Genomic DNA, 19,178 nt, shown 5'->3' on the forward strand with positions numbered 1-19,178 from the left:
GCGCGCGATCGGTTCTGGAGCCCACCTCACCCGTCAGGACGGGAAACGCGTCCGCAGCTCGCTCAGCGCCGACGGCCGGGAGAACAGCCAGCCCTGCGCGTACCGGCAGCCGATGGCCCGCAGCGCCTCCCGGTGCTCGTCGGTCTCGACGCCCTCCGCGGTGACCACCAGGCCGGCGCCCTCGGCGAAGTCGACCAGCAGCTGCACCAGCGCGCGGTCCCGGTCGTCGGTGAGGATGCCCTGGACGTAGGAGCGGTCGATCTTCAGCCCGTCGGCGCGTACCTCGCGCAGGTGGCGCAGCGACGTGCCACCGGCGCCGACGTCGTCGAAGGTGACCTTGTAGCCCGCGGCGCGCAGCTCCTCCAGCGGCTCGGTGGCGGCGTGCAGCTGGTCGACGAGCAGCGACTCCGGCACCTCCACCCGCACCAGCGCCGGGTCGAGGCCGGCCGCGCGGGTGGCCTCGACCAGCACGGCGCCCAGGCCCGGCGTGAGCAGCCGGTCGGTGCTGACGTTGACGTTCAGCGCGACGTCCGCCGCCTCCGGTCCGCCCGCGCGCTGCCAGGCGGCGAACTCCCGGGTCGCCGCGCGCAGTACCCAGTCGTCGAGCTCGCTGAGCTGGCCGGCCCGGGCGGCGGAGGCCAGGAAGGTGTCGGGGGTCAGCAGGCCCAGCCGCGGGTGCTGCCAGCGGACCAGCGCCTCCACGCTGCCGAGCCGGCCGTCGGCCAGCCGCACGATGGGCTGGTACAGCAGCTGGAACTCCCCGCGCGCCACCGCCTCGCCCACGCTGGTGCCGACCAGCGGGTCGGCGTCCACCGCCGTCGTCACCAGCACGGGGCCGGTCACCTGGTCCCCGCCGTCCCGCTTGCCGGTGTACATCGCCAGGTCCGCCGCCCGCACCAGCTCGCCGGGGTCGACGCAGCCTCCCACGCTGACGGCGATCCCGGCGCTCACCCGCACCCGCTGGGCCACCCCGTCGGTCCGGCTGATCGTGGCCACCGCCTCGTGCATGCGGGCGGCGATGGAGCGGGCGATGTCGGTGTCGGGCGCCCCGTCGCGGCGGGCCAGGGCGGCGTCGATGTCGAGGCACACGGCGAACTCGTCGCCGCCGAGCCGCGCGACCAGGTCGGCCGGCCGCGCCGCCTCGGTCAGCGCGGCCGCGACCTCGCGCAGCAGGGCGTCGCCGCGGTCGTGCCCGAGGTCGTCGTTGACCAGCTTGAAGCCGTCGAGGTCGAAGTAGACGACGGCGGTCTGGTGGCCCGGCTGGGTCGCGCTGCGCCGGCAGGACTCCTCGACCCGACCGAAGAACGCGTGCCGGTTGGCCAGCCCCGTGAGCGGGTCGCGCAGCGCCTGGCCGGCGAGCGCGCGGGCCAGCGCGGAGAGCAGGACCGGCATCGGGACGGCGCGGAAGCCGCCGGCACCGTGCACCAGCACGTGGTCCTGCACGTGCTCCGGTGCGCGGGTGATCGCCCGGCTGGCGGCCTCGACCACCGTCGTCCCCGAGGGCAGCGTCAGCGCGTCCCACTGGGCGACGTCGGCCAGCCCGCGCCGCCCGTACAGCGAGCGGCCGTAGCCGTAGGGCCCGCTCATCAGCGCCTCGAAGCGGCCGCGCTCGACCAGCCCCACGAGGCCCTCGACGTCGGGGTGGGTGACGACGGCGCAGCCCGTGTCGTGCGAACGTCCGAAGACGCGGTCGAGGTCCTCGCAGCTGCTGCTGCCCGACAGCACCGGCACCGACCGGGCGAGGCCGTCGAGCGTGAACGCCGCGCCCGCCTCGCCGTCGGGGTGCAGGGCGCCCAGCTTGTCCTCGACCGTCGTCAGGTCAGTGATCACGGGATCACGTTCGGCACCGGCCGGGCCGGACCCGAGTTCCGACCGCCCGGACTCACCCCGCCGGGTGGGCTGACCTGCGCATTTCCCCCGCGAACCGAAGTCCGGCGGTCAGACGCCCAGGTGCGCCAGCGCCTGCAGCAGCAGCGTGCTCTGCCCGTTCATCAGCTCGGCCAGCACGGCCGGGTCCCGCGCCTCGAGCGGGGAGAACCAGGTGAGCTCCAGCGCGTCCTGCTGCGGCTCGCAGTCGCCCTCGACGGGGACGACGTAGGCCAGGGACACCGCGTGCTGGCGCGGGTCGTGGAACGGCGTCACCCCGGGGGTCGGGAAGTACTCCGCCACGGTGAACGGCTGCGGCGCCGGGGGGATCCGCGGCAGCGCGAGCGGGCCGAGGTCCTTCTCCACGTGCCGCAGCAGCGCCGCGCGCACCCGCTCGTGGTACAGCACCCGCCCCGACACGAGCGCCCGCTTGATCTGCCCGTCCTCACCGGCCCGGAGCAGCAGCCCGACCGAGGTCACCGTGCCGGTGTCGTCGACCCGCACGGGCACCACGTCGACGTACAGGATCGGCAGCCGCTCGCGCGCGGCGTCCATGTCCTCGCGGGAGAGCCAGCCGGCACCGGTCGCCGTCGTCACGTCCGTCATGGGCACTGTCTATCCGACGCACCTCGCGAACACGACGCGAGCCCCACTTCCGGGGTGGATGCGAGGCTCGCGGCGGACCGGGAGATCAGTCGCCGACGTAGGCGCCGATGCCGAACTGCTGCTCGCCGTCCTCGTCCACCTGGACCAGCACGGTGTAGGCCTGGCCGCCGATGATCGCCGCGCAGGTGTCGCCGTCGCACTCGACGCTCTGCACCTCGCCGCCCTGCCCCGCGATCGCCTCGACCACCGCCGCCTCGGTGGCGCGGTTGTCGTCGTCGATGCCGCCGCGCCACAGGATGAGCCCGGCGATCGCGATCGCCACCACCACGACCGCGATCATCGCCGCGACCAGCAGCCCGCTGTTCTGCTTCGCCCAGCCCGGGTCGCCGCTCGGCGCGCCGGCGACCACACCCGGCTGCATCCCGTAGCCCACGCCGTCGGTCGGCGTGGCGGCCGGGAACACCGGGGGGACGACGGGCTGCCCGGGGGCCGGCTCGCCGGAGCCGCTCGCGCTGCTGCCGGCCGGGTTCGGGCTGTCGGTGCTCATGACGGTGCGTCCTTCGGTTCGGTTCGGGCGGTCGTTCGCGCAGCGGGCGGGGCCCGGCGGTCAGCGCGACAGTGCCACAGCGCCGGCGGGCCCCGGACCGGCAAGCCTCGGGCCGGCAAGCCTCGGGCCGGGCAAGCCTCGGTCCGGCAAGGCCCGGTCCGGCAAGGCCCGGTCCGGCAAGGCCCGGTCCGGCAAGGCCCGGTCCGGCAAGCCTCAGACCGGGGTGGGTTCCCGGTCGGTCGGCCGGCGGCGCACCGAGCGCACCGTGCGGACGGCGGCGCTGCGGGCCAGCTCGCGGATCGGGCCGGTGTCCCACATCTGCCGGGCCTGCTCCGCCTGCACCTCGGCCGCCACCTCCGGCTCGGCCCGGAGGGCCTCCGCGCGGGCGGCGACCTCGGCCAGCGCCGCCCGGCGCCGGGCCAGGATGGCCTCCTTCTGCCGGTCGACCCGCTCGCGCTCGGCGAGCACCAGCAGCTCCTCCCGGGCCTGGGCCACGGTGCGCCGCGACTCCTGCGCCATCTCCTCGAGGTCCACGTCGCCGGAGTCGCGCAGCGCGGCCAGCCGGTCGTAGGCGGTCGGGGGGCTGAAGTTCAGCAGCAGCTTCATGAGCACGGGCAGCACCTCGACGCACATGAACAGCAGCGAGAGCATGAACTGCGCGGCGGCCAGGGTGGCGTTCCCGTCCCCCAGCCGGTCCAGCGCCTCCAGGCGCAGCAGGATGCCGCCGGAGCCCTCGTTCTGCTCGTCGAAGGCGGCCTGCAGCCGGTCCTGCTCGGCGGTGAGGCGGGCCAGCTCCGCGCGGTCGCCGTCCAGCGACGACGCGGCCAGCGAGGCGCTGCGCCCTTCGGCGGCGCCGACCGCGGCGACGGCGGCGGCGAGGTCGGCCCGCGCCGTCTCCACCACCGCGGCCTGGGCGTCGGCCGCGGCCCGGGCCTGGGCGTAGGCCTCCCCGGTTCCGGCGTCACCGGTGCCGCAGGTGCCGTCCAGCTCGCACTGCGCCTTGGCCTCCAGCTCGCGGGCGGTGGCGACGGCGGCGTCGAAGGTCACCTGCTTCCCGGCGACCGCGTCGCGCACGACGGCGAGGCCGGCGTCGGCCGCTCCCCCGCTGGCGATGATCGCCTCCTGGGCGGCGATCTCCTCGGTCAGCTCCGGCAGGTGGGCGAACCGCGAGTCGGTGGCGAGCGTGGCCTGGTAGGCGTCGGCGGCCTCGGCCTGCATGGTCACGATCTCGGCGTCGATCTCCTTGTGGAAGACCTGCAGCGTCAGGGGCGTCGCGACGACGACGCCCAGCACCAGCGCCAGCCCGACCCGCGGCACCGCCATCACCAGGTTCCGCTTCAGCGAGGCGTCGTGCGCCATGCCGACCAGCAGCATCCGGTCCAGGTTCACCACGACCGTGCCCCAGCCCAGCCCGACCAGCACCGCCAGCGGCCACCAGACGCCCAGGGCCATGGCGACGGCGAAGGCCGCCGAGACGGCGGCCAGCGCGCCGGTGCTCAGCAGCACACCGCCCAGCGCGACGAACCGCTGCCGGGCTCCCGGTGCGGCCGCCAGCACGTCCGGACGGGCGCCGGCCAGGACCGTCAGCGCGTCGCCGATCCGCCGTCGTCGCTCGCTCATGCAGTGCACCCCCGGGCGACGGGGATCGCGAAGGACCGTCACCCACGAGTGCTCATCGGCAGCTGGCGGCCACCCCGGCACCGTGACCGATCTCGCGGACTACGCCGGGGTGTCGGCGCGTCAGTCGACGGCGCCGTCCTGGTCGACGTCGTCCGCGTCGCTGCCGCCGACGACGTCGTCGTCGTCGTCGATGCCACCGGTGCCCGGGTCGACGCCGTCCGCGTCCTCGTCGCCGCCGTCGACGCGGTCGGGGCCGCCGACCTCCTCGCTCTGGAAGACCTCCGGGACACCGGTGCCGTCGAGGTCGGCCTCGTCGCTGCCGAAGGCGCAGCCGCCGAGGCCCAGGCCGGCGGCGAGCAGCGCGCCGGCGAACGTCCGTGTGGTCGTGCGCATGACTCTCCTCGGGTCGTCGCGATGTCCTGTTCCGCGTGCCCGGCGGGGTCGCCGGGCACGCGGTGCGGGCCGGAGTTGACACGGCTTCGACATCTGCCCGCCGGGTGGTGCGGACCGTCCCGCCTGCCGGCGAGCGCGGCTACCGTGCGAGGGTGGCCACCGCGCGCGACGCCGAGCTGGTCCTGGACAGCGCCGGGCCCGGGCCCATCGCCGTCGGCACCGCGCTGGCCGCCGTCGTCGGGTACGCGCGGGGCCGGCGGCCGCTGCACTTCCGCGCCCCCAACGCCCGGACCGGCCGGTGGGTGGAGATCCCCGCGTTCGGCTACGAGCGGTTCGACGCCCGGCTCCCGGCGACCGGCCCGCTCGGCGAGGCGGACATCCTCACCGCCGAAGGTCTGCACGGCCGGCTCGACCCGGCCGCGTGGTCGGCGATGAAGGCGGTGCTGGCCGACGTCGAGCCGCTCGCCGCGGCCGCGGTCGGCCGCGCGGCGGGCCGCCCGCTCTGGGAGCTGCCGGAGGAGGAGTTCTCGGTGCTCGCCGAGCCGGGCACCGTCGGCGCCGCCCTCCGGCGGATCGACGAGCTCACCGCCGGGACGGTCCCCGCCGCGCACGTCACCGCCGCCCTGCACCACCGCCACCCCGAGCTGGTCCCGCTGCTGGTGCGCGTCACCCGCTGGCAGCTGCTGCCGCACGTCCGCGAGGGCGACAGCGGCGTCGAGGCCGTGGTGCACCGCGAGCTGCGCGCGAACGCGGCGGCCTTCTCGGAGCTGGGGGCCGGGCTGGCGCGGCACGGCTTCGCGCTCACCCGGCTACGCGTGCACGACGTCCTGCTGTGGCTCAGCAGCACGCTGCGGCTGAGCCACGCCGTCGTCCTGGGTCAGGCCCTCCTGGAGACGGCGGCCCACTCGGGATCCCGGCCGGTCTGACCGAGCAGCCGGTCCAGCTCCGGGGCGTCGCCCCGTACCGGCACCACCGGACCGAACAGGCCGTCGGGTTCGGCGGAGGTATCGGCGCGCTCGCCGACGAACTCCCGGCAGGCCCGCACGGCGGCGGGATCGGGGCGGTAGGGCTGCCCGGTGGCGACGGCGAGGTCCCAGCCGTGGACCAGCACCTCGTCGAGCGCGACCAGCGCCATCGCCGACGCCGGCATCCGGACGTCGGCGACCTCCGCCACGCCCTCGTGGGCGGCCGGGTTCCGCCAGGCGGCGGCCAGGGCCGCCAGCCGCTCGGGCAGCAGGGTCCGCCAGTCCGCCGGCAGGTTCGCCGCGTCCGCCGACGGGCCGCCGGCGAACGGCGTCTTCTCCGCGCCGTGCCGGAAGGCCAGGGCCAGCCCGGCGAGGTGGTCGAGCAGGGCTGCCACCGGCATCCCGTCGCAGGGGGCCGGATCGCCCAGCTGGTCGTCCCGCACGCCGGCCACCACCCGCGCCGTCTCCGCGGTCGTGGGGCCCAGATCCACAGCAGTCGTCTCCATGCATCTGGAGACGGGTTCGCGGTGTGGAACTCATCGCCTGGGGCAGGCTGCGGGGGTGAGCGATCCCCATGACCTCCGCCGGTTCGTCGATGCCCAGGCCCACACCTACGACCAGGCGCTGGCCGAGCTGCGCGCCGGCGCCAAGCGCACCCACTGGATGTGGTTCGTGTTCCCGCAGATCGCGGGGCTGGGCCGCAGCGGCATGGCGCAGCGCTTCGCCATCGCCGACCTCGACGAGGCCCGCGCGTACCTGGCCCACCCGGTGCTCGGCCGGCGGCTGGTCGAGTGCGCCCGCGCGCTCACCGCGCTGGACACCGACGACGCCGGCGCCGTGATGGGCGGCATCGACGCGCAGAAGCTGCGCTCGTCGATGACGCTGTTCGCCCACGCCGACCCGGCCCAGCCGGTGTTCCGCGAGGTGCTCGAGCACTACTTCGGCGGGGCCGAGGACGAGGCGACGACGAGCCGGCTCTGAGGCGGCCCCCGTGACGCCATCTCGCGCGCCCGCCCCAGGTCCGGGAAAGTTGAGAGGTGAGTGAGAACAAGAGCGGCAGCGGCTACGTCGAAGCAGAATTCACGCGCGACTCCAAGTACATCTCCGACCGGATCACCTCCGACGGCTCCGGCCGCTGGCCGGTCGAGCGGGGGCGGTACCGGCTGGTGGTCGCCCGCGCCTGCCCGTGGGCCAACCGCTCGGTGATCGTGCGCCGGCTGCTGGGGCTGGAGCCGGTGATCTCGATGGGGATGACCGGGCCGACCCACGACGAGCGCAGCTGGACCTTCGACCTCGACCCCGGCGGCCGCGACCCGGTGCTCGGCTACGAGCGGCTGCAGGAGGCCTTCTTCGCCCGCGACCCGGACTACTCCCGCGGCATCACCGTACCGGCGATGGTCGACGTCCCGAGCGGCGCCGTCGTCACCAACGACTTCCCGCAGATGACGCTGGACTTCTCCACCCAGTGGACCGCCCACCACCGGGCCGGTGCGCCCGAGCTCTACCCCGAGCACCTGCGGGACGAGATGGACGAGGTGATGGAGCGGGTCTACACCGAGGTCAACAACGGCGTGTACCGGTGCGGGTTCTCCGGCTCGCAGCGGGCCTACGACAAGGCCTACGACCGGCTGTTCGGCACGCTGGACTGGCTCAGCGAGCGGCTGGAGAGCCAGCGCTTCCTGATGGGCGGGCAGATCACCGAGGCCGACGTCCGGCTGTTCACGACGCTGGCCCGGTTCGACACCGTCTACCACGGCCACTTCAAGTGCAACCGGCAGAAGCTCGCCGAGATGCCGGTGCTGTGGGCCTACGCGCGCGACCTGTTCCAGACCCCCGGGTTCGGCGACACGATCGACTTCCCGCAGATCAAGGAGCACTACTACGTGGTGCACGCCGACATCAACCCGACGCAGATCATCCCGAAGGGCCCTGACACCTCCGGCTGGCTGCTCCCCCACTTCCGCGAGCAGCTCGGCGAGCGGCCGTTCGGCGACGGGACGCCGCCCGGGCCGCCGCCGGCCGGCGAGCAGGTGCCGGCCGACCACGGCCCCGGGGGCATCGGCCACCGCCTCTGACCAGCCGTCGGCCGGACGGCGGGCGCACCAGACCTGGCACGGAGCGCGGGAGTGACGGGATGCTCCTCCCCTCGACTCCCCCTCCCCCAGGAGCGCGCCATGCCGGTCGCCCGTCCGTCCGCCGCCGATCTGTCCCGGATCGCCGAGCAGTTCCACTTCACGCTCGACGCCGACCAGCTGCAAGCCTTCGGCGACCTCCTGGAGGCCGGGCCGTGGGTCGGCTACGACGCGCTCGACGAGATGGAGACCCCGGCCCCGGAGGTGCGCTACGCGCGCGGCCCGGCCGAGCGGCCCGACGACGCCGACAACCCCTACGGCGCCTGGTACGTGAAGAGCCGGATCGAGGGCGCCGCCGAGGGCCCGCTCGCCGGGCGGACGCTCGCGATCAAGGACAACGTCTGCGTCGCCGGCGTCCCGATGATGAACGGCACCGTGACGCTCGAGGGGTACGTGCCCGAGCTCGACGCCACCGTGGTCGAGCGGGTGCTCGCCGCCGGCGGCACGATCCTGGGCAAGTCGGTCTGCGAGGCGCTGTGCTTCTCCGGCGGCAGCCACACCTCCGACACCGGGCCGGTGCGCAACCCCTACGACCTGACCCGCTCCGCCGGGGGCTCCTCCAGCGGCTCGGCCGCGTTGGTGGCCGCCGGGGAGGTCGACATGGCCATCGGCGGCGACCAGGGCGGCTCGGTGCGCATGCCCGCCGGCTGGACCGGCATCTACGGGCTCAAGCCCACCTGGGGCCTGGTGCCCTACACCGGCGCGATGCCGATCGAGCCGACCGTCGACCACCTCGGCCCGATGGCCCGCACCACCGCCGACGTCGCCCTGCTCCTGGAGGTGATCGCCGGCCCCGACGGGATGGACCCGCGGCAGGGCGGCCCGCAGTCGGCGCCGCCCCGGCAGGCCTCGTACGCCGACGCGCTGACCGGGGACGTCGCGGGCCTGCGGCTCGCCGTCGTCCGCGAGGGGTTCGCCATCGAGGGCCTCTCCGAGCCGGAGGTCGACGCCCTCGTGCGGGCGGCGGTCGCCCGGTTCACCGAGCTCGGCGCCGTCGTGGAGGAGGTCTCCATCCCGTGGCACGAGGCCGCCATGCCGGTGTGGAGCGCGGTCGCCAGCGAAGGCATGGCGAACACGATGATCCGGGGCAACGGCATGGGCACCGGGTGGCGCGGCCGGTACACGACCGGCCTGCTGGAGCACTTCGCCCAGGGCCGGCGGGAGAAGGCCGACCAGCTCTCCGCCACCGTGAAGCTGACCCTGCTCGCCGGCCAGTGGATGCTCGAGACCTACGGCGGCGCCTACTACGCCAAGGCGATGAACCTGGTACCCGTGGCGACCGCCGCCTACGACGCGGTCCTCGCCGACGTCGACCTGCTGGTGATGCCGACCCTGCCGATGGTGGCCACCGCGCTCCCCCCGGCGGACGCGCCCGCTGCCGACGTCGTCGCCCGCGCGCTGGAGATGATCGTCAACACCGCGCCGTTCGACGTCACCGGGCACCCGGCCATGAACGTGCCCTGTGCGATGTCCGAGGCCGGTCTCCCGGTCGGGATGATGCTCGTCGGCCGGCACGGGGACGAGCGGACCATCCTGCGCGCCTCGCACGCGTTCGAGCAGCAGGTCTTCGCCCCGCCGCCGCCGCCCGCGCGGGGCTGACCGGGCGGCGGACGGGCCACGCCGGTCCCGTCCGCCGCCTGTGGACAGCGCGCCGGCCGACCGGCCGGAGCTGCCACGGTGTCGGGCATGACGACGCCGCTCGACGCCGCCCCGATCCGGTCCGCCGCCGACCTCGCCGACCGATGGCGGTCGCTGCTCCATCCGCTCGCGTTCGCCGGGCGCAGCCTGTGGCTGACCTGGATCGGGCGCGACGGCCGCCGGCTGCCGGTGGTGGTGCCGGTCGACGACCTCCCCCGCACGCCGGATCCGGTGCTGCTGGTCAGGCTGTGCGACGTGCACGCCGGGGTGCTGCACGGCCAGCTCGGGGGCGCCGGCCACCTCGCGCTGGCGCTGTGCCGGCCGGGGCCGGCGGAGGTCACCGGGGACGACGACGCGTGGACCGAGGCGCTGCGGTCGGTGCTGGACGGCGACGCGTGGAGCCTGCACCTGGCCGCGGCCGGCCGGGTGCTGCCCGTGGTGGACGGGCGGTGGTGACGACGCCCGGGATCAGTCCATGCCCTTGAGGTCCTCGATGGCGCGCACCCGGTCGGCGTGCTCGGCGGCCAGCGGCACCACGTTGAGCGTGGTCACCCCGGCGTCGCGGAAGGCGGCCAGCCGTTCGGCCACGTGCCCGCGCGGCCCGACCAGCGCGACGCCGCGCACGAAGTCCTCGGGCAGCGCCGCGGCGGCCTCGTCCTTCTTCCCGTCGAGGTAGAGGTCCTGCACCCGGGCGGCGTCCTCGGCGTAGCCGTAGCGCACCGCCAGGTCGTTGTAGAAGTTCTTGCCGCGGGCGCCCATGCCGCCGATGTAGAGCGCGAGCTTGGCCCGCACCTGGTCCAGCGCCGCGGCCTGCTCGGCGGCGTCCTCGGTGATCAGCAGCTGGGTGTCGGCGGAGATGTCCAGCGGCCCGAGCTCCGGGTCGCGGCGGGCCTTCCCCTCGGCGAGGGCGTCGCCGAAGGCCGCGTCACTGCCCTCGGGCAGGAAGAACGCCGGCTGCCACGCCTCGAACAGCTCCGCGGCGAGGGCGACGTTCTTCGGCCCGATCGCGGCCAGCAGCATCGGGATCCGCGGCCGCACCGGCTGGTTGATCAGCTTCAGCGGCTTGCCGAGGCCGGTTCCGCCGCGCTCGGGGGTGAGCGGGACGTCGACGTGCTTCCCGTGGTGGTCGACCTTCTCCCGGCGCCACACCGCGCGGCAGACCTCGACGACTTCGCGGGTGGTGGCCAGCGGGGCGGTGTAGGGCACGCCGTGGAAGCCCTCGACCACCTGCGGGCCGGAGGCGCCGATGCCCAGGGTGAACCGGCCGCCGGAGAGGAAGTCCAGGCCGGCGGCGGTCATGGCCAGCAGCGTCGGCGTCCGGGAGTAGATGTTGAGGATGCCGGAGGCGATCTCGACCGTCGTCGTCCGCGCGGCCAGGAAGCCCAGGTGGCTGACCGCGTCGAAGGAGTAGGCCTCGGCGACGTAGACGGTGTCCAGCCCCGCGCGCTCGTAGTCGGCGATGACCGCCGTGGTGCGGTCGAAGCCGCCGCTGTACGAGATGGGCATGCCGATGCGCACGGGGGCTCCTGTCGCCGGGGACGCGGTCACCGGCAACGTAGCCCTACCGCGGGACGGCGACCCAGCCCTCGGCGTCCCGGAGCGGGGCCTTCAGCACCTTGCCCCCGGCGTTGCGCGGCAGCGGCCCGTCGATGACCCGGACGAACTGCGGGCACTTGAAGTCGGCCAGCCGCTCGCGGGCGAAGCCGCACAGCGCCGGCACCAGCTGCTCGGCGGTCACGCCCGGCCGCGGCAGGACGACCGCGCCGACCTTCTCCCCCATCACCGGGTCGGGCACGCCGACGACCGCGACCTCGAGCACGTCGGGGTGCTCGGCCAGGGCGTTCTCCACCTCGACGCTGTACACGTTCTCGCCGCCGCGGTTGATCATGTCCTTGGCCCGGTCGACGATCCGGACGATGCCGTCGGTGATGGTCGCGAGGTCACCGGTGTGCAGCCAGCCGTCGACGAACGTCCCCGCCGTCCGCGCGGGGTCGCCCCAGTACCCGGCGACGACGTTGGGGCCGCGCACCAGCAGCTCGCCGACGCCGGTGACCGGATCGGGCCGGTCGAGCCGGACGTCGTTCACCGGCGTCGGGAAGCCGACGGCGTCGGCGTGTGTCCCGGCGTACTCGTGCGGGAGGAAGGTGGCCAGCGCGGAGGTCTCGCTCAGGCCGAAGCCGTTGCCGAGCCGGGCGTTGGGGAAGGCGGGGCCCAGCCGCTGCACGAGCTCGGGGGCGATGGGCGCGCCGCCGTAGCTGAGCGTGCGGACGGTGCTGACGTCGGTGGTGGCCAGTGCCGAGTGGCGCAGCACCAGCTCGTAGATGGTCGGGACGCTGGTGAGCAGCGTGATGCCGTGCTCGGGGATGGCGGCCAGGAAGGCCGTGGCGTCGAAGCGCGGCATGAGCACTGACGTGCCGCCGAGGGCGACCTGGGTGAGGAACTGGGAGTTGCAGCCGGTGACGTGGAACAGCGGCACCGAGATGAGGGTGGCGTGGCGGACGGCCCGGTCGCGGCTGAGCTCGCGGCAGCGGAGCACCGACTCGATGTTGCTGAGGAAGTTCTCGTGCGTGGTCATCGCGCCCTTGGGGCGGCCGGTCGTGCCGCTCGTGTAGAACAGCGCGGCGACGTCGGTGTGCGCCGGGTCGGGCAGCTCGCCGGGCTCGCCGTCGGGCAGCGGCTCCCCCGGGCGGACGACGTGGGCGGCGCCGCAGTCGGCGAGGATGAAGTCCGCCTCCGCGGGGGCCAGCCGGGTGTTCATCGGGACGACGATCGCTCCGGCGAGCTGGGCGCCCCAGAAGGCGAGCACCCAGTCGACGCCGTTGGGCAGCTGCACGGCGACCCGGTCGCCGGTGCCGACTCCGGCGTCCCGCAGACCGCCGGCGACGCGCATGGCGCGCTCCCACAGCTGGCCGTAGGTCAGCTCACCGCCGCCGAGCTCCACGATCGCGGTGCTCTCGGCGCGCGTGGCTGCCTGGGCGAGGAGGACGCGGACGAGGTTGACCGGGAGGTCGGTGTAGCGCCGGATTCCGTCCGCGCCGGCCGCGATGCCACTGGTGTCGAAGGGGTACTGCTCTGCCGTTGTCTGCGTGCCCATGCGCTCCCCCATCTCCGGTGCTGCCGGGTCCGGATTCTGCGCTCGTGAGCCAGGTCTCGGTGGCGGTGGGCGGTCACCCGATCCGTGGCTGTCCACAGTTACGGAACCGGATACGTCCCCACCCTGCGTAGTCTCCCGCTGTGCGTGATCTCCGTGGGGGCCTGGTCCGGACGTCGCTGGCTCTCGCACTGGGGGCGCTCGCGCTCACCGGCTGCTCGGAGAAGCAGGAGGCCAGCACCTCGCTGCCCACCCCCTCGGCCAGCGAGACCACGCCGGAGCTGCCGCCGCTCGGGCCCGAGGACATGCCCATGCCCGACGAGGCCCGCACCCAGGACGCAGCGGGGGCGGAGGCCTTTGTTCGGTACTACGTCGATCTCATCAACCGGACGTCCAGGGTCATGGACGCCGAACCGCTCCGCCAGTTCAGCGATGGCTGCCGCGACTGCAATCGCATTGCCGACAACACCGAAGAAGCAAGCGCGGCCGGTCGCGCCTACCGCGACGGCCAGATCACAATCACCGAGTTCGCACCACCACTTCTCAACGGAACAGTCGCGTCAGTGGCGATCACCTTTGACCAGGCAGAACTGACAGTCGTCGACTCAGCCAGCAATCGCGTTGAAGATGGCAGCTCGGAAGCTTATCCCGGTCTACCAGGCGGTATCGGGCTGCGGTGGGATGACCGCCTTCAATCATGGCTGATCACTGACTTCACCGTCGGATGAACGTGATGAGAGCGTTTGGGCTGCTTGCTCCGGTCAGCCTCATTGCCTTGGTGTCAGCAGCGTCTCCAGCTGCGGCTGCCGATTGCGGCGCCCGGTTCTGTCCAGATGTCACCACGGGCGAGGGAAACCTGACTGCTACGTACCTGGAGCAGGCGCCGGGTGGGTCCGGGCTCGCCTCCAACAACGCTCCGATCCATCACCCCTATACCTACCGCCTGTCGCACCCGTGCGTCATAGACGACCGGGAGAACGGCGGTTGCCGGCCCAGCGACTTCCGCGAGTGCCCCGCACCACCGGGCCGCGTCGTCGAAGACCTGGTTCCCGAGCAGCGACGTCTTGTTATTCCTGGCCCTGACAACACGACCACCACCATCGACGGGTACCCCCCAAGGGATGCTCCGGTAGGCGCTCCCGTCGGCGAGTGGATCGTTGGCGAACGCGGGTGCATCGACATCACGGCACTCAACCCACCGCCGTCGCCGGCCGAGGTGTTCCGCTACTTCGAGACGCTCCCCCTGCCGGAGCTGACCACCCGGCACCAACCCCCCGGCGATGGCCTGACCGGTCTGCCGGTCATCTTCTACACCGACTCCCTCACCACCCAGACCTTCACCGTCGACATCCGCGGCTTCCAGGTCGTCATCCAAGCCACCGCCGAACAGTTCACCTGGCACACCGGCGACCCCACCGGTCAGATCACCACCACTGACCCCGGCCGGCCGTACCCCGACCAGACCATCGAGCACGACTACCGAACTGGCACCTACACGGCGTCCTTGACCGTCACCTGGAGCGCCACCTTCACCGTCAACGGCAGCACCCCAGCCGACGTCCCCGGCACCACCACCACCGACGGACCACCCGTCACCTTCGACGTCCGCCAAGCCCGCATCGTCCTCACCAACCCCTACGACTGAGGCCATGCGTGACCATCGGAACGGCCTGATCCATGCAGCACTCGGCTGCATCCTCCTCGCGACGGTGACCCTCACCGGGTGCTCGGAGCAACACGAGACCCGCATCACCAGCCCGACGTCATCAGCCGGCGAGACGCCGCCGGAGCTGCCGCCGATCGGGCCCGAGGACATTCTGATGCCCGAGGAAGCCCGCGAGAAGACCCCCGACGGTGCGGAGAGCTTCGTCCGCTACTACTTCGATCTGGTCAACCGCATGTCGACGACGTTGGACGCTCGGCCGCTCCGTCAACTGAGCGCCGACTGCCAGGGCTGCGACCGCATCGCGTCCAACGCGGAGCTGAGCGCCCGATCGGGATACCGGTACGAGGGCGGCGAGATCACGCTCACCGAGGTGGCACCGCCACTGGTTACCGGCGACCAGGCGGAAGTGACCCTCCGCCTCGACCAGACAGCCCTGGCGGTGCTGGATGCCTCGGGTGCTCGCCTGGAGAGGGGGAGTTCCGACGCGTTCGTCGGCGTCCCAGCCGACGTCACCCTCGCCTGGGATCCCACCTCCACGTCGTGGCGGATGACCTCCCTGACGTTCGGCTGATGCAGCACCGCCATCTCGCGATCCAGCGTTGACGTTCGACGCGCTCCGGGCCGGGCGCGGTCTTCGCCATCTGGCCGGCGAGAACGTGGGCCGGTCACCCGATCCGGCGGCGAATCGCTGTCTGTCCACAGTTACGGAACCGGATACGTCCCCACCGTGCGTAGTCTCCCGCTGTGCGTGATCTCCGTGGGGGCCTGGTCCGGACGTCGCTCGCCCTGGCCGTGGGGGCGCTCGCGCTCACCGGCTGCTCGGAGAAGCAGGAGGCCAGCACCACCCTCCCGACGCCTTCGGCAACCGAGACCACGCCGGAGCTCCCGCCGCTCGGGCCGGCTGACTTCCCGGTTCCTCAAGAAGCGCGTGCGGAGACGCCCGATGGTGCTGTTGAGTTCGTTCGTTACTACGTCGCTCTCACCAAGCACCTGGCACTCAACTCCGCAGATCCGACGCCCCTGGTGGATTTGAGCCAGGACTGTCGCACGTGCATCCGTATCGCTCAGTCGTTCGAAGCGGACCTCGCTGCCCAGTACAGCTACCGGGACTACGAGTACGAGTTCGACGAGTACGGCCCGGCCCTGATCAACGGCGATACGGCCGAAGTTGGGTTCGCGTACGTGCAAGGCCCGATCACCGCGGTGGACCCTGCCGGGCAGGTCGTCCCGGACCGATCAGCGGCGACACCCCAAGAGCTGCGGTCGGGAGCGACCCTTCTCTGGAAGGACGACGTCCAGAGCTGGGTGATGACCGGTCTGACGGTGGGCTGAGATGCGAAGGCTGGCCATCACCCTGTGTGTCTTGGCAGCGTGGATCGTGGTCAATGCATCGGTCGCTCAGGCCTGCGTAGGACTCGACTGCGACGACCCCGTCGTGACGACGGGCCAGGGCGCGCTCACGGCGGCCTACCTGGAGCAGGGGCCGGGCGGATCCGGGGTTGCCTCGAACAGCCCTCCGCCCAACCACCCCTACACCTACCGGCTGTCGCACCCGTGTGTCGTCGATGACCGGGAAAACGGCGGTTGCCGGGCCAGCGACTTCCGCGAATGCCCCGCGCCACCGGACCGCGTCGTCGAGGATCTCGTTCCCGAGCAGCGACGCCTGGCGCTACCTGGCCCGGACGTCGACGGCGACGGAAACCCGGACGGCGGCACCGTGACGACCGACGGCTTCCCCACCGACGGCGCGCCGGTGGGGACGCCCGTCGGACCGTGGATCGTCGGAGCGCGAGGGTGCATCGACATCACGGCACTGAACCCACCGCCGTCACCGGCCGAGGTGTTCCGCTACTTCCAGACCCTGCCGCTACCTGAACTGGTCACCCAGCACCAGCCACCCGGCGACGGGCTGACCGGCCTGCCGGTCATCTTCTACACCGACTCCCCCACCACCCAGACCTTCACCGTCGACATCCGCGGCTTCCAAGTCGTCATCCAGGCCACCGCCGAACAGTTCACCTGGCACACCGGCGACCCCACCGGCCAGATCGTGACCACCGACCCCGGCCAGCCCTATCCGGATCAGACGATCGAGCACGACTACCGAACCGGCACCTACACGGCTCACCTCACGGTCACCTGGGGCGCCACCTTCACCGTCAACGGCAGCACCGCAGCCGACGTCCCCGGAACCACCACCACCGACGGACCGCCCGTCACCTTCGACGTCCGCCAAGCCCGCACCGTCCTCACCAACCCTTACGACTGACCTGCGAAAACTGTCAGAGGTCGGTCCTACGGTGCAGGTGTGTTGGACCTGGGGCCCCCTCGCGAGCCGGATGACGGCGACCGCATCCAGGTCGTGCCCGACCCGGCTCCGATGTCGAGCGACCTGGAGCTCGTCGCCGACATCTGGGCCGCCGACGCCCGCGAGTCGCGGCACGCGGCCCAGCGCGCGGAGGCCATCGCGGCCCTCGCCCGACGCCGCTCGATCGAACGTGACCGCGAGTTCGGTCGGGTCGGCGGCCCCGGCCTGGACAGCCGCCTCCGGCAGAACCCGGTGCTGACCCAGGTCAGCGACACCTTCGTCTCCGAGCTCGCGCTCATCCGCGGCTGCACCGAGACGGAGGCCGAGTTCCTGGCCGTCGAGTCGATCCTGCTCACCACCACTCTCGTCGGCACGTGGAACGCCTTGTACGCCGGCGAGATCGACGTGCGGAAGATGCGGGCCCTGGTCGACCTCCTCGGCAGGGTCAAGCCCGCGGTGGTGGAGGAGGTGGAGCGGCGAGTACTTCCGGACGCCGGCCGGCTCACCGTGCCGCAGCTCCGCTACCGCATCCGCCGCGCGCTCACCGAACTCGACGCCGAGGCGCTCGAGCGGCGCCGGCGCGAGGCGGCCCGCCGGGCCAACGTCACGGCGCGTCCCACGGGCGACGGCATGAGCCAGGTCGTCGTCGACCTCCCGGTCCCGCAGGCCGCCGCCTGCGTCGACGCCATCGACCAGTACGCCCAGCTGCTGCGTGCCGACGGCGACCAGCGGCCCATCGGCGTCATCCGCGCAGCCGTTGCCGCCGACCTCATCCTGCGGCCCTGGGACACCTCCCGGCCACCGGTCACCGCCCAGCTCACGATCCATGCGCCGCTAGCCGCGCTGGCCGACCAGGAGCCGGCCGACCCCTCGCCTCAGCCGGCCGCCGAGATCGCCGGGGAGGTCGTCACCGCGGCGCAGTGCCGGGAACTCCTCCGGGAGCTCGGCATGCTCGGGATCGGGGCCGCGCCCGCCGGCGGCTGCGTCCGGGTGGCCGTTGAGGACCCGGTCACCGGCCGGCTCGTCGCCGTGGCCACCCGCAGAGAGCTGCAGCGGGCCGGCGGAAGCCGGCGTCGGCGCAGGCGTCGCGGCGGGCCCGGCGAACCGGCCACCGACGGCCCGCCGACCGACGACGCGACCACCGACGGACCGACCACCGACGGCCCCGGCATTCGCCCACCCCCGGGCGTCTCTGCCTACCGGCCCGCCGCCGGCCAACAACGGTTCGTCCGCACGCGTGACCGGCACTGCCGGATGCCGGGATGCCGTCGCCGGGCCGGTCGCTGCGACATCGACCACGGCATCGCACACGCCGATGGTGGGCCGACGGACTGCTGGAACCTCTGCTGCCTTTGCCGCCGGCACCACCGCATCAAGACCTTCGCCCGCGGCTGGCACTTCGAGCTGCTCGACGACGGGCGGCTGGTCGTCCGCACGCCGAGCGGCGTCTCCCGGGTCACCCGGCCACCGGGCTGGTGCCACGATCCGGAGCCCGACCCACCCTGGCTCGACGAGCAGCACCCGCCCGACCCGCAGTACTGCTGACCGAGGGAACGGCTGAGCCACGGCCTGCTGAGTGACGGACCTGCCGAGTGACGGCGCTCCCGAGCGACGGAACCAGCGCGTCCGGAACCGGTGACAACGAGTGGCCGAGCGAGGAGAGTGAGCGGGGCGGCGATGCCGTCCGGGGCTCGCCTGCTCGCGAGAGGAACCGTCGCATGTACGCGCGCTCCACCACCATCACCGGCGACCCGGCGAACGTCGACCGCGGCATCGTCTTCGTCCGGGACAAGGTCCTGCCCGCCGTCATGGGCATGGACGGATTCGTCGGCCTAAGCATGCTCGCCGACCGGCACTCGGGCAGATGCGTCACCACCAGCGCCTGGGAGGACCGCGCCGCCCTGCACCGCAGCGCCAACGAGGTGAAGGGCATGCGCGCCCGGGCCGCCGACATCCTGGCCGGCACCGCCGTGCACGAGGAGTGGACCATCGCCGTGCTGCACCGGCTGCACCCGGCACCGGAGGGGGCCTGCACCCGAGTCACGTGGACGCGCGGCCGCCCCGACCGCCTGGACCACATGGTCGACGCGTTCGGGGTGAGCATGGTGCCCCGCCTCCAGGACATTCCTGGCTTCTGCTCGGTCAGCATGCTCGTCGACCCGCCCCAGGGCCGCAGCTCCACCGCCGTCACCTACGACAGCCGGGAATCCATGCAGGCCGCCCTCGACCGCGCCACCGAGCTGCGCCAGGAGTTCAGCCGGCTCATGGGCGCCCAGCTGGTCGAGGTCGCCACCTTCGAGCTGGTCGTCGCCCACCTGCACGTCCCCGAGACCGTCTGACGGCAAA

At 73.3% G+C, this 19,178-nt stretch carries 20 protein-coding genes; 12 read left to right on the top strand and 8 right to left on the bottom strand.

Features of this window, described 5'->3' with window-relative positions:
• Positions 1-33: 33 nt before the first annotated feature.
• The 5 genes from BD833_RS02670 to BD833_RS02690 form a co-directional block, all read right to left on the bottom strand.
• Positions 34-1,830, bottom strand: a complete 1,797-nt coding sequence (locus tag BD833_RS02670) for an EAL domain-containing protein (protein ID WP_166531543.1) — start codon at positions 1,828-1,830, stop codon at positions 34-36.
• Positions 1,831-1,938: 108 nt separating this feature from the next.
• Positions 1,939-2,472, bottom strand: a complete 534-nt coding sequence (locus BD833_RS02675; RefSeq protein ID WP_166531544.1) for an NUDIX hydrolase family protein — start codon at positions 2,470-2,472, stop codon at positions 1,939-1,941.
• A gap of 85 nt (positions 2,473-2,557) precedes the next feature.
• A complete protein-coding gene (locus BD833_RS02680; protein ID WP_166531545.1) occupies positions 2,558-3,019 on the bottom strand; it encodes a hypothetical protein in 462 nt (153 codons plus the stop codon).
• Positions 3,020-3,232: 213 nt separating this feature from the next.
• The gene (locus BD833_RS02685; RefSeq protein WP_166531546.1) at positions 3,233-4,639 is read right to left on the bottom strand and encodes a DUF4407 domain-containing protein; all 1,407 of its coding nucleotides are present in this window, start codon (positions 4,637-4,639) and stop codon (positions 3,233-3,235) included.
• Between the two features lie 120 nt (positions 4,640-4,759).
• Positions 4,760-5,032: a hypothetical protein gene (locus BD833_RS02690; RefSeq protein ID WP_166531547.1), complete on the bottom strand. Its 273-nt coding sequence runs from the start codon at positions 5,030-5,032 to the stop codon at positions 4,760-4,762.
• A 152-nt stretch (positions 5,033-5,184) separates the two neighbouring features.
• Here BD833_RS02690 and BD833_RS02695 point away from each other — a divergent pair, with 152 nt between their 5' ends.
• The gene (locus BD833_RS02695) at positions 5,185-5,958 is read left to right on the top strand and encodes a hypothetical protein (RefSeq protein ID WP_243737402.1); all 774 of its coding nucleotides are present in this window, start codon (positions 5,185-5,187) and stop codon (positions 5,956-5,958) included.
• Here BD833_RS02695 and BD833_RS02700 read toward each other — a convergent pair.
• The gene (locus tag BD833_RS02700) at positions 5,910-6,488 is read right to left on the bottom strand and encodes a TIGR03086 family metal-binding protein (protein WP_243737403.1); all 579 of its coding nucleotides are present in this window, start codon (positions 6,486-6,488) and stop codon (positions 5,910-5,912) included. The genes BD833_RS02695 and BD833_RS02700 overlap by 49 nt on opposite strands.
• Positions 6,489-6,558: 70 nt before the next feature.
• Between BD833_RS02700 and BD833_RS02705 the strand changes: the two genes are divergently transcribed.
• From BD833_RS02705 to BD833_RS02720, 4 genes are all read left to right on the top strand, one after another.
• The gene (locus BD833_RS02705; protein ID WP_166531549.1) at positions 6,559-6,978 is read left to right on the top strand and encodes a DUF1810 domain-containing protein; all 420 of its coding nucleotides are present in this window, start codon (positions 6,559-6,561) and stop codon (positions 6,976-6,978) included.
• Between the two features lie 56 nt (positions 6,979-7,034).
• Complete coding sequence (locus BD833_RS02710) at positions 7,035-8,072, top strand: glutathione S-transferase family protein (protein ID WP_166531550.1); 1,038 nt, start codon at positions 7,035-7,037, stop codon at positions 8,070-8,072.
• A gap of 99 nt (positions 8,073-8,171) precedes the next feature.
• A complete protein-coding gene (locus tag BD833_RS02715; RefSeq protein WP_166531551.1) occupies positions 8,172-9,728 on the top strand; it encodes an amidase in 1,557 nt (518 codons plus the stop codon).
• 87 nt (positions 9,729-9,815) lie between these two features.
• Positions 9,816-10,223 carry a hypothetical protein gene (locus tag BD833_RS02720; protein WP_166531552.1) on the top strand — a complete coding sequence of 136 codons (408 nt, stop codon included), beginning with the start codon at positions 9,816-9,818 and terminating at the stop codon, positions 10,221-10,223.
• 12 nt (positions 10,224-10,235) lie between these two features.
• On the opposite strand, the gene BD833_RS02725 is transcribed toward BD833_RS02720, so the two are convergent.
• Both BD833_RS02725 and BD833_RS02730 read right to left on the bottom strand, forming a co-directional pair.
• Positions 10,236-11,285 (bottom strand): LLM class F420-dependent oxidoreductase, encoded by a 1,050-nt coding sequence (locus BD833_RS02725; RefSeq protein ID WP_166531553.1) that lies wholly within the window; start codon positions 11,283-11,285, stop codon positions 10,236-10,238.
• Positions 11,286-11,328: 43 nt separating this feature from the next.
• Entirely contained in the window at positions 11,329-12,861 is a 1,533-nt protein-coding gene (locus tag BD833_RS02730; protein WP_166531554.1) for a class I adenylate-forming enzyme family protein, read from the bottom strand.
• Positions 12,862-13,001: 140 nt separating this feature from the next.
• Here BD833_RS02730 and BD833_RS02735 point away from each other — a divergent pair, with 140 nt between their 5' ends.
• The 7 genes from BD833_RS02735 to BD833_RS02765 all read left to right on the top strand — a co-directional run bounded on the left by BD833_RS02735 (position 13,002) and on the right by BD833_RS02765 (position 19,171).
• On the top strand, positions 13,002-13,586 hold the full coding sequence (locus BD833_RS02735) for a DUF6318 family protein (protein WP_166531555.1): 585 nt from the start codon (positions 13,002-13,004) through the stop codon (positions 13,584-13,586).
• On the top strand, positions 13,583-14,503 hold the full coding sequence (locus BD833_RS02740) for a hypothetical protein (RefSeq protein WP_243737404.1): 921 nt from the start codon (positions 13,583-13,585) through the stop codon (positions 14,501-14,503). Before BD833_RS02735 ends, BD833_RS02740 begins: the two co-directional genes overlap by 4 nt.
• Positions 14,504-14,507: 4 nt before the next feature.
• A complete protein-coding gene (locus BD833_RS02745; RefSeq protein ID WP_166531556.1) occupies positions 14,508-15,095 on the top strand; it encodes a DUF6318 family protein in 588 nt (195 codons plus the stop codon).
• A gap of 173 nt (positions 15,096-15,268) precedes the next feature.
• Positions 15,269-15,856 carry a DUF6318 family protein gene (locus BD833_RS02750; RefSeq protein WP_166531557.1) on the top strand — a complete coding sequence of 196 codons (588 nt, stop codon included), beginning with the start codon at positions 15,269-15,271 and terminating at the stop codon, positions 15,854-15,856.
• A 1-nt stretch (position 15,857) separates the two neighbouring features.
• Positions 15,858-16,793 carry a hypothetical protein gene (locus BD833_RS02755; protein WP_166531558.1) on the top strand — a complete coding sequence of 312 codons (936 nt, stop codon included), beginning with the start codon at positions 15,858-15,860 and terminating at the stop codon, positions 16,791-16,793.
• Between the two features lie 39 nt (positions 16,794-16,832).
• On the top strand, positions 16,833-18,377 hold the full coding sequence (locus BD833_RS02760) for an HNH endonuclease signature motif containing protein (protein ID WP_166531559.1): 1,545 nt from the start codon (positions 16,833-16,835) through the stop codon (positions 18,375-18,377).
• A 173-nt stretch (positions 18,378-18,550) separates the two neighbouring features.
• Complete coding sequence (locus BD833_RS02765) at positions 18,551-19,171, top strand: hypothetical protein (protein WP_166531560.1); 621 nt, start codon at positions 18,551-18,553, stop codon at positions 19,169-19,171.
• The last annotated feature ends 7 nt before the right edge of the window (positions 19,172-19,178 follow it).

The sequence above is a fragment of the Blastococcus xanthinilyticus genome (assembly GCF_008124835.1).
GTDB lineage: Bacteria > Actinomycetota > Actinomycetes > Mycobacteriales > Geodermatophilaceae > Blastococcus > Blastococcus xanthinilyticus.